At 63.8% G+C, this 12,867-nt stretch carries 14 protein-coding genes and 1 tRNA gene; 5 read left to right on the forward strand and 10 right to left on the reverse strand.

What is annotated here, in order from left to right; genetic code table 11:
* The first annotated feature begins 53 nt into the window (after nucleotides 1-53).
* Complete coding sequence (locus NKK50_RS05655; protein ID WP_023671675.1) at nucleotides 54-905, forward strand: YihY/virulence factor BrkB family protein; 852 nt, start codon at nucleotides 54-56, stop codon at nucleotides 903-905.
* On the opposite strand, the gene NKK50_RS05660 is transcribed toward NKK50_RS05655, so the two are convergent.
* Nucleotides 902-1,777 (reverse strand): DMT family transporter, encoded by an 876-nt coding sequence (locus tag NKK50_RS05660; protein ID WP_023671676.1) that lies wholly within the window; start codon nucleotides 1,775-1,777, stop codon nucleotides 902-904. The two genes, NKK50_RS05655 and NKK50_RS05660, sit on opposite strands and share 4 nt — an antisense overlap.
* Before the next feature lie 219 nt (nucleotides 1,778-1,996).
* On the opposite strand from NKK50_RS05660, the gene NKK50_RS05665 reads away from it, so the two are divergent.
* Nucleotides 1,997-2,284 carry a hypothetical protein gene (locus NKK50_RS05665; protein ID WP_023671677.1) on the forward strand — a complete coding sequence of 96 codons (288 nt, stop codon included), beginning with the start codon at nucleotides 1,997-1,999 and terminating at the stop codon, nucleotides 2,282-2,284.
* On the opposite strand, the gene gluQRS is transcribed toward NKK50_RS05665, so the two are convergent.
* The gene (gene gluQRS, locus NKK50_RS05670) at nucleotides 2,285-3,160 is read right to left on the reverse strand and encodes a tRNA glutamyl-Q(34) synthetase GluQRS (protein WP_023833373.1); all 876 of its coding nucleotides are present in this window, start codon (nucleotides 3,158-3,160) and stop codon (nucleotides 2,285-2,287) included.
* Between the two features lie 74 nt (nucleotides 3,161-3,234).
* Here gluQRS and NKK50_RS05675 point away from each other — a divergent pair, with 74 nt between their 5' ends.
* Together NKK50_RS05675 and NKK50_RS05680 are read left to right on the forward strand one after the other, a co-directional pair.
* Nucleotides 3,235-3,876: a DNA-3-methyladenine glycosylase family protein gene (locus NKK50_RS05675; protein ID WP_023671679.1), complete on the forward strand. Its 642-nt coding sequence runs from the start codon at nucleotides 3,235-3,237 to the stop codon at nucleotides 3,874-3,876.
* Nucleotides 3,877-4,004: 128 nt separating this feature from the next.
* Complete coding sequence (locus NKK50_RS05680) at nucleotides 4,005-4,562, forward strand: HNH endonuclease (RefSeq protein WP_008874122.1); 558 nt, start codon at nucleotides 4,005-4,007, stop codon at nucleotides 4,560-4,562.
* A gap of 404 nt (nucleotides 4,563-4,966) precedes the next feature.
* On the opposite strand, the gene NKK50_RS05685 is transcribed toward NKK50_RS05680, so the two are convergent.
* Nucleotides 4,967-5,485, reverse strand: a complete 519-nt coding sequence (locus NKK50_RS05685) for a disulfide bond formation protein B (RefSeq protein ID WP_023737462.1) — start codon at nucleotides 5,483-5,485, stop codon at nucleotides 4,967-4,969.
* 62 nt (nucleotides 5,486-5,547) lie between these two features.
* Nucleotides 5,548-6,132: a YqaA family protein gene (locus tag NKK50_RS05690; RefSeq protein WP_023673756.1), complete on the reverse strand. Its 585-nt coding sequence runs from the start codon at nucleotides 6,130-6,132 to the stop codon at nucleotides 5,548-5,550.
* Between the two features lie 205 nt (nucleotides 6,133-6,337).
* Between NKK50_RS05690 and NKK50_RS05695 the strand changes: the two genes are divergently transcribed.
* Nucleotides 6,338-6,422: transfer RNA gene (locus NKK50_RS05695), tRNA-Leu, on the forward strand.
* A 188-nt stretch (nucleotides 6,423-6,610) separates the two neighbouring features.
* Here the strand turns inward: NKK50_RS05695 and NKK50_RS05700 are convergent.
* The 6 genes from NKK50_RS05700 to NKK50_RS05725 all read right to left on the reverse strand — a co-directional run bounded on the left by NKK50_RS05700 (nucleotide 6,611) and on the right by NKK50_RS05725 (nucleotide 12,717).
* Nucleotides 6,611-7,186 carry a cation efflux transmembrane domain-containing protein gene (locus NKK50_RS05700; protein WP_352543170.1) on the reverse strand — a complete coding sequence of 192 codons (576 nt, stop codon included), beginning with the start codon at nucleotides 7,184-7,186 and terminating at the stop codon, nucleotides 6,611-6,613.
* A 139-nt stretch (nucleotides 7,187-7,325) separates the two neighbouring features.
* Complete coding sequence (locus NKK50_RS05705) at nucleotides 7,326-8,477, reverse strand: YncE family protein (protein WP_352543171.1); 1,152 nt, start codon at nucleotides 8,475-8,477, stop codon at nucleotides 7,326-7,328.
* 75 nt (nucleotides 8,478-8,552) lie between these two features.
* Nucleotides 8,553-9,833, reverse strand: coding sequence for a GNAT family N-acetyltransferase (locus NKK50_RS05710; protein WP_023754193.1), 1,281 nt, complete (start codon nucleotides 9,831-9,833; stop codon nucleotides 8,553-8,555).
* Nucleotides 9,833-11,236 carry a lipopolysaccharide biosynthesis protein gene (locus NKK50_RS05715; RefSeq protein WP_023833372.1) on the reverse strand — a complete coding sequence of 468 codons (1,404 nt, stop codon included), beginning with the start codon at nucleotides 11,234-11,236 and terminating at the stop codon, nucleotides 9,833-9,835. The genes NKK50_RS05710 and NKK50_RS05715 overlap by 1 nt, the downstream gene beginning before the upstream one ends.
* Nucleotides 11,237-11,499: 263 nt before the next feature.
* Complete coding sequence (locus NKK50_RS05720) at nucleotides 11,500-12,003, reverse strand: hypothetical protein (RefSeq protein ID WP_023833371.1); 504 nt, start codon at nucleotides 12,001-12,003, stop codon at nucleotides 11,500-11,502.
* A 441-nt stretch (nucleotides 12,004-12,444) separates the two neighbouring features.
* Entirely contained in the window at nucleotides 12,445-12,717 is a 273-nt protein-coding gene (locus tag NKK50_RS05725) for a DUF4242 domain-containing protein (RefSeq protein WP_023685308.1), read from the reverse strand.
* Nucleotides 12,718-12,867: the final 150 nt, after the last annotated feature.

Raw genomic sequence — 12,867 nt, forward strand, 5'->3', positions numbered from 1 at the left:
AATCCCTTCCCATATTCGCGGCGTCGAGACAATCGAAGGGAACGCGGCTCTTGATGCGGAATATCGTCGTGCTGCGCCGCGTGCTCTATGACGCGCTTGGCCATTTCAACACCGATGACGGCTGGGCCATGGCCAGCCATCTGGCGATCACTTCGCTGATGGCGCTGTTCCCGTTCCTGATCTTCGCCACCACGCTGGCGAGCTTCCTCGGCGCGCAGGCGTTCGCCGATACTGCCGTGCACCTGGTCTTCGACACCTGGCCCGAACAGATCGCGAAGCCTATCGCGCGCGAAGTGCTCAACGTGCTGACCGTGCGGCGCACCGATCTTTTGACCTACGGCGTGCTGCTGGCGGCCTATTTCGCCTCCAACGGCATCGAGGCGCTGCGCACCTCGCTCAACCGCGCCTACCGCGTCGCCGAAACGCGCGGCATCATCTACCGCCGGGTGCAGAGCATTTTCTTCGTGCTGATCGCGACGGCCGGTTTCCTGGCGATCAGCGTGCTCCTGGTCTTTGCGCCCTTGCTGGCGCGGCTGGCGGAAGCTCATTTCGAGTGGATCAAACCCTATACGGGCACGATCACGCTGTGGCGTTACGTCATCGCCTCAACCGTCATCATTGGTGGCTTGTTTGCCGTCCACTATTGGCTGCCGGCGGGCAAGCGCCGCTTTGTCTCGCTGGTGCCTGGCATCATTTTCACTCTGGCTGCGTGGCTTGTCGGCTCGACGATGTTCGCGACCTACCTCGACCATTTCTCGTCCTATGTGACGACCTATGCCGGCCTCGCCTCGATCATGATCGCCGTGGTTTTCCTCTATATGCTGTCGGCGATCTTCATCCTCGGCGGCGAACTCAATGCAGCGATCAGCCGCTTTCTCGAAGCGCGCGCGCGTGTCGGCAGCTAGGTTTTGGCTGGCCGAGCCGTGGCCAGCCCGACGCCGAGCGTCGCGATTGCCATGCCGACGATCTGCACGAGGCTGAGCCGTTCGCCGAACAGCGCCCAGGCGATGACAGCGGTGACGGCCGGCACCAGGTAGAACAGCGACGCGACCTTCGACATCTCGCCGTCGCGGATCATCACCATCAGCAAGAAGATGGCGCCGATCGACAGCACCAGGACCAGCCAGGCCATGGCGAAGATCAGTTCGCCGTTGATGATCACCGTGTGGGTCTCAAGGGCCAGCGAAGCCAGGATCATCAGCGAGCCGCCGCCGATATATTGCCACATCGTCGCCGCCACCAGGTCGCCACCCGAGGCATAGCGCTTCTGCCAGATGGTCCCGGCGCTCATGCCCAGCACCGAGACCAGCGACGCCGCCAGCGTTTCGGGCGTAACGCCGCCGCCGAGAGCGCCGAGCTTTGGCCACAGCACGATGATCACCCCCACAAGGCCGACGGCAAGGCCGGCCCAGTGGCGCGGCAGGATGGCCTCGCCGAGGAACCGGCCGGCAAGCACGGCCGTGATCAGTGGCTGCAGGCCGACGATCAGCGCCGAAAGCCCGGCGGGCATGCCCCTGTGGATCGCCCAGAACACCGCGCCGAGATAGATGCCATGCATGAGGATGCCGGAGACCGTGGCGTGAAGCGCTTCTGCCCTTGTGGCTCGCTTCGAGCCAAGCACGAGCATCAGGCCGGCGAGCAGCAAGGCGGCGATGACAAAGCGGGCCGCCAGAAAGGTGAAGGGCTCGGCCCAGGGCATGGCGTAGCGCGCGCCGATGAAACCTGTCGCCCACAGGACGACAAACGAGGCGGGGATGAACCGCTTGAGACTGTGCATTTTCGGGGAAGCCGTTTCCGGTGGAGAGGTCCGATTCGGTGAAGAGACAAATACGGCAATTGCTCTAATGCGGTTCAATCCGGCAAGCAAAGCGAAACAATTGGTACATAAGCTCATCCTGATGTAGGAGGTGGCCGAATTCAAAGGGCGGCGTCAGGGCAATCGACTTCTGTCGATGGATCCGGCGACATGGCGTTTTGGCTTCGACAGGGAGCGCGCATGCTGTTGCATCTCGACACAAGCTGGCTTTTGATGACGGTGGCCAGTGTGGCCGTGTTCGGCTTCTTCTTCGGTTCAGCGCTCGACGCCATCATGCAGGAGGACGGTTTTGGGTCGACCGGCAACACATTGCTGTTCACGCTCGGCTTTTTCGCCGCGGTCATGGCCGCGAACGAACATGGCATCGTCCTGAGAGATCTGAAGCTCGCGGTTGCCTGGGGACTGGGCGGCGCCTTCGCGTTTATAGGCGCGTTGGCGCTGCTCAAGGCGGGGCTGGCCCGGCTTTAGTCAGAGCCCGACCAGCCGCCTGACATCGTCCGGCGACATGCCTGCCTGCCTCAGCGCGGCAAGGCCGGTATCAGCAAAACTCTTCGACAGTTTGCGCCCATCCGGTCCGAGTATGAGACGGTGGTGGAAATACTGCGGCTGGCCGAGGCCGAGCAGTTCCTGCAGCAGGCGCTGGATGCCGGTCGCGGAATAAAGGTCGCGGCCACGCACGACATGGCTGACGCCTTGCAGAGCGTCGTCGACGACGACGGCCAGGTGATAGCTGGTCGGGATGTCGCGGCGCGCCAGAATGACGTCGCCCCAGTCCTGCGGACGCGCCTCGACTCGCTGCGTCGCCGAAAGCGTCTCGTTGGTGAATTCGCGCCAGGACAAATCCGTGCCGACGCGCGCCAGCGCTGCATCGATGTCGAGGCGCCAGGCGAAGGGCGCATTTTCGGCGATGCGGCGGTTGCGTTCGCTGACCGGCAGCGCCTTGTCGGCGGCGGGATAAAGCGGCACGCCGTCCGGGTCGCGCGGCCAGCCGCGGCCGCGCTTTTCGCTGTCGGCGATGAAGGCCCTGATCTCGCCACGGCTCATGAAGGCAGGGTAGACGAGTTCTTCGCGGACCAGCCGGTCGAGCACGGCCTGATAGTCGGAGAAATGCTCGGCCTGGCGCCGCACCGGCTGTTCCCATTCGAGACCTAACCATTCGAGGTCGCGAAAGATGCCGGCCTCGAATTCAGGCGTGCAGCGGATCGTGTCGATGTCCTCGATGCGCAGCAGCAGGCGGCCGCCGGCCGCACGCGCCAGTTGCTGGTTGAGCAGTGCCGAATAGGCATGGCCGAGATGCAGTTCGCCATTCGGGCTCGGCGCGAAGCGGAATGTCAGGAGCGTCATCTCACAAGCGGCAATCGGGTTGTGCAGCGGTTTTGCCAATTGCTACCGTGCGGTCGGTTCAGGAACAAGAAAACATGCAACGCATCGCGACACTGGACGATATTGCGCGCGGGTTGGATGCGCTTTGCGCAATCGATCCGCGCCTGGAAAAGGTGCGCGGCATGGCTGGCGAGGTGCCGCTGCGGCTGTCGGAACCCGGTTTTCGAAGCCTGGCCTCCATTATCGTTTCGCAACAAGTATCCCGTGCGAGCGCCGATGCGATTTTCGGCCGGCTGATGAAACTGGTCGATCCGCTAACGCCGCAGGCGATCCTTGCCGCCGGCGAGGACATGTTTCGCGAGGCCGGGCTGTCGCGGCCGAAGCAGCGCGGTCTGATCGCGGTTGCGCAGGCCGTGGTTGAGGGGCTCGACCTGCATCACCTCTGTTTGCTCGACGCCGAAGAGGCGATCGCGGCTATGATCGCGGTGCCGGGCATCGGCCCGTGGACGGCGGAAGTCTATCTCCTGTTTGCCGCCGGCCACCCCGATATTTTCCCCGCGCGCGACGTCGCGCTGCAGAGCGCGGTCGGCCACGCGCTCGGTATCGAGCCGCGTCCGCCGGAGAAAACGCTGATCGCCCTGGCCGAATCATGGAGCCCGTGGCGAGGTGTCGCATCGCGGCTTTTCTGGTCCTATTATCGCGAAACCAGGGGCCGGGACGCGGCACCTCCGGCCTGAAACCGCAAAAAAGCATGAAAACCCTGCATTTTTGCCGCGTTTGGCTGATGACAATCCGCTTCACATCCCTGTCATGTCGGGCTTACAGTATCCACGCCGATCGGTTTTAAAACGAGGAGGTCAACAAGGTGACGGTTGCCGTATCTCCGGATGGGCTTCCTGCGCTGGTGCTGAATGCGGATTACCGTCCGCTCAGCTATTACCCCTTGTCGCTCTGGTCCTGGCAGGATGCCATCAAGGCGGTGTTCCTCGACCGGGTCAACATCGTCGCCGAATACGAGCATGCGGTGTCTTCGCCGACCTTTTCGATGAAGCTGCCCAGCGTCGTCAGCCTGAAGGCCTATGTGAAGCCGTCGAGGCACCCGGCATTCACCCGCTTCAACGTGTTCCTGCGCGACCGCTTCCAGTGCCAGTATTGCGGCACGCCCGAGGATCTGACCTTTGACCACGTCATCCCGCGCCATCGCGGCGGGGCGACGACGTGGGAGAATGTCGTGGCCGCCTGTTCACCCTGCAATCTGAGGAAGGGCGGCATGATGCCGGCGCACGCCAAGATGTGGCCGTTGCAGAAGCCCTACCAGCCGACCGTGCACGACCTGCACAACAATGGCCGGCTGTTCCCGCCCAACCATCTGCATGAAAGCTGGATGGATTATCTCTACTGGGATGTGGAACTCGAACCGTAGGGATCGTTCGAGAATTCGCAAGGCTGGCCGCCTGAAGCGATTTTGCGCTTCCGATGCTCACACGCCTGCCAGACCATATCGGAACAGCTCGGCTGCGCTCACTTATCGGCGGCATCGCCTTTAAGGACCGGCTTCCCCCACTCCGTCGCTGCTTCGCAGCGCCACCTCTCCCCCCTCCGGAGGGAGAGGAAGGGAGCCCCGCTGGAGGAGCGCTGGCTGTAGAGTAGCGCCGGCTGTAATAGGCTCGCGCCTTTCCTCTACCCCGTCGATCGGGGGAGAGGTGGTTCGGCGAAGCCGAGACGGAGTGGGGGTCGACCTAGCTCGGACGTCGAAAGCCGCGCCACGCGAACCAGTCTGCAGAATTTTTGCTCGAACTCTGCGTCGTGGCGCTCGATCGAATTAGCTCAATCGCGCGCCATTGCCCCGCGAAAGGCGACGGCGGCGAGGATGAAGCTGGCGATGGCGTTCCACCCGGCCAGCGACAGGCCGAGGATACGAAGGGCTGCCTTATCGCAGGATGGCGGCACGAATTTGTCGAGCGCGTCGAGCACGCCCTTGCCGCCGGTGTCGACCGGGCCGGCGCCGGCCGTGCAATCGGCCGGGCCCTGCCACCAGGCCCATTCGACGCCCGAATGATAGACGCCGAGATAGAGGCCATAGAGCATCAGCAGGCCGCCGACGGCAAGCAGGCCGCGCGTCAGCCATGCGGGCGCGCTAAGCATCGAGGCAATCACCGCCAGCAGCATCAGCGGGGCGCCGATATAATAGGGCGTGCGCTGCTCCAGGCACAGATGGCAGGGGATGTAGCCGCCTATGTGCTGGAAGGCGAGCGCGGAGCCGACCGTGGCGGCCATGGCGACGGCGAGAAACAAAGCGGTGCGCGTCCGCTGGCGTCCGGTATCGGCTGTCATCGTGGCTGTCATGTTTCGTCCGTTGAATTCGCCGTCCGCCGGCATAGTCCTGACCCACCGCCCGCCTTGGACGGTCAGAAGGCGTATTTGACGACGATATAGAGCAAAATCAGGGCAGCGGCGCCGGCGCCGACGATCAATCCCAAACGCTTCTCGATGAATTCCTTGATCTCTTCGCCATAGCGGCGCAGCAGCCAGGCAAGAAGCAGGAAACGAGCGCCACGCGCCAGGATGGCGGAGACGATGAAGACGAAAAGATTGACGTGGAGGGCGCCTGCCAGAATGGTGACCACCTTGATCGGCGGCAGGTGGGCGGCACCCGATGTGACGAGCAGCACCAGCATCAGCCCGGTGCCGGCCGACTGCCACCTCTCGAACGCGTCAAGGCCGCCAAAGTGCTCCAGCATCGGCCGTGCTATCGTGTCGTAGGCATAGTAACCGATCAGCCAGCCGGCAATGCCGCCCAGCACCGACGCGACAGTGGCGGTCAGCGCGTAGCGATAGGCGCGTTCGGGCCGCGCCAAAGCCATGGGCAGGTACAAGACGTCGGCAGGTATGAAAAACACCGAGCTTTCGACGAAAGCGATGAAGGCCAGCCACCATTCGGCGGATTTGCGGGCCGCCAGCGACAAGGTCCAGTCGTAAAGTCCGCGAAGCATCGGCTCTCCTGGATGCAGGTTGCCACACGCAACGCGCTTTGATGCGCGTCTGTCTAGAAAGATTTTCCGCGCCGCACAATGGCAGGAGCGTCACGAAACAGAAAGGCGGGCTTTTGCCGCAAGCAGGGCACGGCGGCGCATTTGGCCAGTTGACGAACAGGCCTCCAACCGTATAGTCCGCGCCCATCCAGGCCTTTGGGCCTGAGCCCCTATGGCGGAATTGGTAGACGCGCTCGACTCAAAATCGAGTTCCGCAAGGAGTGCTGGTTCGATTCCGGCTAGGGGCACCATTTTTGATCTCACGCCAGTTCGCTTCGCTCATGGGCTCCGATGGGGCGGCCTGACCGGCCGACGGGCGGTCGCCCTTGCGAAACCTCCGGGTTCGAACAGTGCCTCGAACACAGAGCCAACCGCGGCTGCTGAGGATGACAGCGATAGCGCCAATCAGCGGCGGCCGGTAGCCCCGCTCTACGTGCTCTCAGGCCGCCGCACGGTGTTCTTCACGGGCAGCTTCCCACACTTCGCGGGCCGCGTCGGCGTTCATGACCGCGATCCCCAATCCCACCGCCAAATCGGGCCACGCGGAATGCCAGAGCAAGGCCGTGACCAACCCTGCGGCAATAATGGCGATGTTGGCCAAGGCGTCGTTGCGGGCCGACAGGAAGGCCGCCTTTGTGAGGCTGCCGCCACGATGCCGGTGCGCGGCCAGCATGTAGGCACAGGACAGGTTGACGGCGAGAGCGCCAAGTCCCGCCAAGGTCAAGGCGATGGGCTGCGGCGGCACCGGCACGTTGAACTTCTCCCAAGCCGTCCAGAGCGTTGCCAGACCCGGCATGAGAAGGATGAGCGCCAATGCCATCCCCACCCGCGCACGGGAGCGCACAGACCACCCAAGTGCGAGCAGGATAAGGAGGTTCACGGAAGCATCTTCAAGAAAGTCGATGCTGTCGGCGAACAGGGACACTGATCCAATGGCGAGCGCCACAGCGAACTCGATCCCGAAATAGGCAAGATTGAGAAGCGCGACGATGAGGACGATGCGGCCAAGGTTCATCTTCTGGCAGTATCCGAAACCAGTGTGTGGAGCTACAGCTTCGCGGTTTCCAAGGAAAGCCCCTGCTCGTTCCGGGTCCCGGCCGATGGGCGGTTGCCCTTGCGACCTTTTGCGTTCGAGCCGCGCCTCGAACACGGACTTAGCGCATATTCCCCGTATGCCCTTGCGAATACCGCCCCGGCTGTGGCCACACCGTCAGGCCGTGCGGCTCTGAGCCAACCCGAAACTTGGTCACCGCGCCTGATGTCGTGTCGATCATGTAGGCGGCACTGTCGAAGCGGCCGGACAGCCATAGTTGTTTGCCGTCGGCGCTGACGTTGCCCATGTCGGGGCTGCCGCCGCCGGGGATCGGCCATTGCGTGACGACCGCGCGGGTAGCGAAGTCGATCACCGTCACGCTGCCCGGTCCCTTTGCCTGGCCCTGCTCCATCTTGTGCGAGCCCCGGTTCGAGACATAGAGCCGCTTGCCGTCGCGGCTGACGACGAAGCCATGGGCGCCGATGCCGGCCGGGATGAAGCCGATTTCCTTGAAACTGTCGCCATCGACGAGGAACACGCCGTCATTCATCATGTCGGCGACGTAAAAAACCTTGCCGTCGGGCGAGAGGCGGATGTCCTGCGGCATGCCCATTTTCGAGAAGTCGAGATGGCCAAGCACCTTCTGGTTCTTCAGGTCGATCTTTGCCAATCCGCCATTGCCGTATTCGCAGGTGAAGATCGCGTAGGCCCCGTCGACCGAGAATTCGGCGTGGTTGATGCCGGGGCAAGTGGGCGTCGGCAGGCTCGACATTAGCGCCATGGTGTGAGGATCGCGGAAATCGAGCCGCTCCAGGGCTTCGTCGACGACGATGGCCGCGCCCGGCATGAAATACAAATTGTAGGGATCGTCCACGGCGATCTGCGGGCCGGGCTTGCCGGTCATCGGGTCGATCGGCGTCAGGCTGCCGTTCTTGCCGGTGCCATTGTTGGCGACCCAGAGCGTCTTCAGGTCCCAGGACGGCACGACGTGCTGCGGTTTGCTGCCGACCGGGAACCTGTCGACTTCCTTGAGTGTCATGGTGTCGATCACCGTGACGCTGTTGGAGGAGCGGTTCGGCACATAGACGCGCGGCAGTGCACCCAGCGTGGCCGGGCTGAGATGGCTGGCGGCGGTGTGGCTGTAGATGTTGATGGACGGCGCGGGCTCGCTGCAATCCTCGGGACAGCTATCGGCCCAGGCGCGGACAGGCAGCAGCGCAAGCAGCAAAAAGGCCGCACGGGGACCGGCGTGACGCAAAAAGGTTCTGATCATCAGGATGGCTTGTCGTGAAGGCCGGCCGAAATTGCCGCCGGAGCCATAGCTGGTGTCTTGCCGTTGATCCAGTGGCTATCGCCGTCCCAGCAAACTCTTCACGCGGTTGCGCAGCAGACGGGCCATGTTGCGGGTCTCGCGGTAGAGATGCAGCTGCGAGGCGGCCTGGCGGGCGAGGCGGTCGGCATCCGGCGTCAGTCCGATCACCAGCGAGCCCATCGGCTTGCGCTCGCTCCACAGCCGGCTCATCACCGGGTGGTCGGGCACGGCGCAGGAATCCGTCATCATGATGTTGGGGTCGTCGAGATGCTGCCTGGTCACCTCGATCATCAGCAGCGTGCCCGGCGAATAGGTCGCCAGCGTCTCGTCATAGGCGGTCTTCCAGGTGTAGGCGACGCCGGCTTCGACGAAGACCACCAGGCAGGCGATGGTGCGGCCGTCCAGCATCAGCGAATGGATGCGGCACATGTCGTGCTCGGCCAGCCGGTGCACGGCCTCGCGGGCAAAGGCGGCGCGGTAGCGGTCGATGGCCATGGCGGTGCGCTCGCGGCCCTTCCAGCCGGCCGCCTCCAGCGTCAGGAAACTTTCGATGGCGTGGCGGATTTCGTCCGGTCCCCGCGCCACGACATGTTCCAGCCTGCCGAGATCCCCCAGGCGCCGCTTTAGGCGGCGGAATTCGCGGTAGTGGTGCGCGCGCAGCGATGCCTTCAGATACGCCTCGCCGTCGAGCGTACTTTCGAGCACCGGCCGGTCCGCCTTGCCGGTGGTGACCATTGTCAGGCCGCGCGTCTCGGCAACGGTGGCCAGCACGCTGGCCAATGGGCCGTCGAGCCGCATGTCGGGCAGCACGAAGACCTTCGGCAGCTTGAGATGCGGCCGCGACAGCATGCCGAAGAAATCCTCGACGACGCCGATCGGGTCGTCGTGGTCGACCAGCGGTGTGCCGATCGGGCCGAACGGGCTCGACCAGGTGCGCATCACCGGAACGCCGAGCGGCACCGCCGGCCTTTCGACCGAGAACGGCACCAGCAGGCGCAGCCGGTTGCGGTATTCGTCGCCGTCGCGGATCACCGCCAGCTTGACCTCGCGATCTTCCAGCCGGGGCATGGCCGGCGCCAGGAAGCGCGGGTTGAAGAAAACGTTGGGCTCGATCGTGCGGGTGCACAGATAGTCGAGTTCCTCGACCAGTTCGAAGCCGGCCGAAGCCGGATAGATCGCCAGCTTGCGCAGCGGCCGGTTGTTGGCGAGGATCTCGAGATGCGCCGGATCGGCGTCGCGCGCCAGGCCGGCAAGACCCGACACCATGGCGCCGGCCGGACCGCCGCTGGTTTCCTCGATCAGCGGGATGGCGGCCATCAGGCGGCTCCCTCGGCAGCGGGCACGAAGATCAGCATGACGATGCCGAGCTTGCGCCAGACGGTGAAGGACAGGGCGCTGGCCTCGAAGACCATGGCGAGGCTGGTGGCGATCGCCGCCCCCCACAGGCCAAAGAGCGGGATCAGCACCACGTTGAGGCCGATGTTGAAGGCCAGCGTCATGGCATAGACGGCGGCGCAGATGTTCTGGTTGCCGCTCATCGTCAACAGGCTTTCGCAAGGGCCGACGGCGGCGCGCGCCACGACGCCGAACACCAGCAGGAACAGCAGCGGATAGCCGTCGGTGAATTCGGGCCCGAACAGCACCAGCATCGGTTCGCCGAGCGCCAGCACCAGCAGCGCCATCAGCAGCGACGGCCAGAACGTCCACGACACGGTCTCGCGGGCGAAGGCGGCGAGCTTTTCCGGTTCGCCATGGGTGAACTGCGCATAACGCTGGGCGACGCCGGCCTTGACGGAGAAATAGACGAAATGCACCAGCGCCAGCGTTTTGACGGTGGCGAAATAGACGGCGACGTCATTGGGCTGGAGATAGGCGCCGACCATCAGCACATCGGCGTTGGTGAGCAGGAAGAAGAAGCTTTCGACCAGGAAGATCGGCAGCGAGACGATGAACCACTCGCTGAAATGCACCTTCATCGGCCCGGCCGGGATATTCCTGCCCATGCGCGTGGTCACGCCGATGAGCTGGCCGAGCGTGGTGGCGTAGGTGGCGGCGATCGAAGCGAAGATCGCTGTCCTGGCGTCGGGCGCATAGCCCATTGCCAGCATCAGCGCCATCAGCGCCAGGATCAGCACCGGCCGCACCAGATAGGTCGGCGACAGCGCAAACAGCGCCCAGGAATTGGCGCGTGACTGGCCTTGCAGCAGGTCGCCCATGGCGATCATCGGCAGGCAGAACAGGCCGAGGATGAAGGGCATGACATAGTAGCTCTCGATCCAGTTCGCGCACAGCCAGACGCCCAGTGCGCCTAGTCCGGCGATTGCGGTCGAGGCAATCAGCACGAACAGGCGGCTGGCGACAACGATGCCGCGCAGCTCGGCCAGCATGTTGCGTTCGCGGTATTCGGGGATGAAGCGGATGACCGAGGTGTGGAAGCCGAGGCAGGCGAGGTTGCCGACGATGACCATCGTCACCCAGACGAGGACGAAGATGCCGTATTCGAACGAGCCCATCCAGCGCGCCATCAGCACCTGGCTGATGAAGGCGATGACGGCGCTGACGATGCGGATGGCAAAGGCGATCAGCGACATGCGGCCGGCTTCGCCGCGCTCGTCGGCGGTGAACAGCACCGCATCGATGCGGTCAAGCAGAGGCCCCATGCGCAGCGCCAAACGCTGCGGCAAGAACCGCCCGGCCGTCGTCGCCGCGGAAAAGCGCACCCCGATGTCTCTCCGTTTTCCGCCTCTTTTCAAGGTTTCGATGTATCCGAAACACCTTAAGAAAGGGTGGGCAGGTGCGGGTGCGCCGAGGGGCCAAGGACGGCCGCGTGTGCAAGGTGCGTCATCGTATGCCGGGGCATAATAAAAGGCGAGCGAACGCCGGGGAAGACTGGGGAGCCGGTCGGCGTTTCGCTCGCCCCTCCCCCGCCAAGGGGGAAGGCAGGCATCGGGTGTGTCCGGTGCCGGATGTCACATCGGGAACGTTACATCCCCTTCATCGCGTCGCAGGACACGTTCGGGTTCATGTCGGCGAAGGCGCCGGTCGGGTTCTGTTTCCAGGCCCAGACATGCAGTTCGTAGAACGGGCCGAGGCCGTAGCGGTTGGGGGCGCTGTTGAAGTTGAACAGCTGGCCTTCGAGCGAGGCCGGGCCTTTCGAGGTGATGTATTCGACCGCTATTAGCTTCAGGCCGCCGTCGGCCATCGGCTCGTACATCACCGCCTCGGGCTTGGCGACATCGACGGCATCGTCCTTGAGATAGGCGCCGTTGACATAGTGGATGCCCATGGCGCCGCCGGTGATGCCGCTGGCGCAAGGGATGGGGGCATAGCCTTCGGCGGTGGCGGCTGCCACATTCTCGAAGCGGCTGTTGGCTGCGCGCACCTTTTGGGCCAACGGGTTGGCGTCGTGCGCCTGGGCGGCCGCACCCGCCGCGATCGAGATGGCGGCGAAAGCCGCGAAGCGTGTCGTCCAAAGAGTTATGGTCATGGTCTTCCGTCCGTTTGTTGACGCTCGAGGCGACGGCGGCCGATCAGGCTGCCCGAAACGCTGCGGCGTTGGTTTAGGATTTGGTTTATCCGTCCCGGTTCATGCGATGCGGCTTCCGTTGCCGGGCTTTGGCCGCAGCCCTTAAAAACCGTGCAAAATCAACGATCCCAAAAGTAATATTGCCAATATTCCTGCGGGACGTCCCGCTCCGATAGCCCGATGTCGCGCCTCAGATAGTCGCCTTCCGGGGGCAAGCCCCGCCTTTCAGACAGATACGCAGGCAGCCTCGTCGCGAACCGCCATAGACGGCCGAGCACGGAGGTTGGCCGGACGGTCTTTCCCAGGACAGGCCCGATTCCGCCGAGCGGCAGGCCATCAGGCAGTTCGCCACGGCCGCGAAGGACAGTTTGATGCTCATCGTCGTGGCGACCGAACGCAGGATCAGAGGTAAAAATAAGGGTCAAGAACCCGCACCTCCGTGATCTTGTCGACCGGCAGCGAGTTTTTCTGAGCCGTGCTGCGGATCGCTTCGGGCGTCGGCGCGTCGTAGATGCAGAAGCTGTGCTTCTTGTCGGGCGTGACGAAGGACTGGATCCAGGTGACGCCCTTTTCGGCATTGCGCATGACGACCCCGCCGACCGCAGTGGCGCCGATGTCGGTCATCGGAATGTTGAGGCCGTCCGGAAATGTGCGTTCAATCAGATAGCGAGGCATGGAAGACTTCCTTTTCCATTGATTCACGCTCGATCGGAGCGCTGCTGGACGTTGACCACGCCGGCCCGGCCCGCGCATCGGAACGATTCCCCATATTGGACGGGACGATTCCCTATATTGGCGTCGTTCTTTGTGGAAAGAGGCACGGCA

The organism is Mesorhizobium sp. M0001 (assembly GCF_040324255.1).
GTDB lineage: Bacteria > Pseudomonadota > Alphaproteobacteria > Rhizobiales > Rhizobiaceae > Mesorhizobium.

What these genes read in the sequence shown, in the direction of transcription:
- NKK50_RS05655 (WP_023671675.1), top strand. Translation starts at nt 54, where the DNA reads ATGCGGAATATCGTCGTGCTGCGCCGCGTGCTCTATGACGCGCTTGGC.
- NKK50_RS05660 (WP_023671676.1), bottom strand. Translation starts at nt 1,777, where the DNA reads ATGCACAGTCTCAAGCGGTTCATCCCCGCCTCGTTTGTCGTCCTGTGG.
- NKK50_RS05665 (WP_023671677.1), top strand. Translation starts at nt 1,997, where the DNA reads ATGCTGTTGCATCTCGACACAAGCTGGCTTTTGATGACGGTGGCCAGT.
- gluQRS (WP_023833373.1), bottom strand. Translation starts at nt 3,160, where the DNA reads ATGACGCTCCTGACATTCCGCTTCGCGCCGAGCCCGAATGGCGAACTG.
- NKK50_RS05675 (WP_023671679.1), top strand. Translation starts at nt 3,235, where the DNA reads ATGCAACGCATCGCGACACTGGACGATATTGCGCGCGGGTTGGATGCG.
- NKK50_RS05685 (WP_023737462.1), bottom strand. Translation starts at nt 5,485, where the DNA reads ATGACAGCCACGATGACAGCCGATACCGGACGCCAGCGGACGCGCACC.
- NKK50_RS05690 (WP_023673756.1), bottom strand. Translation starts at nt 6,132, where the DNA reads ATGCTTCGCGGACTTTACGACTGGACCTTGTCGCTGGCGGCCCGCAAA.
- NKK50_RS05700 (WP_352543170.1), bottom strand. Translation starts at nt 7,186, where the DNA reads ATGAACCTTGGCCGCATCGTCCTCATCGTCGCGCTTCTCAATCTTGCC.
- NKK50_RS05705 (WP_352543171.1), bottom strand. Translation starts at nt 8,477, where the DNA reads ATGATCAGAACCTTTTTGCGTCACGCCGGTCCCCGTGCGGCCTTTTTG.
- NKK50_RS05710 (WP_023754193.1), bottom strand. Translation starts at nt 9,833, where the DNA reads ATGGCCGCCATCCCGCTGATCGAGGAAACCAGCGGCGGTCCGGCCGGC.
- NKK50_RS05720 (WP_023833371.1), bottom strand. Translation starts at nt 12,003, where the DNA reads ATGACCATAACTCTTTGGACGACACGCTTCGCGGCTTTCGCCGCCATC.
- NKK50_RS05725 (WP_023685308.1), bottom strand. Translation starts at nt 12,717, where the DNA reads ATGCCTCGCTATCTGATTGAACGCACATTTCCGGACGGCCTCAACATT.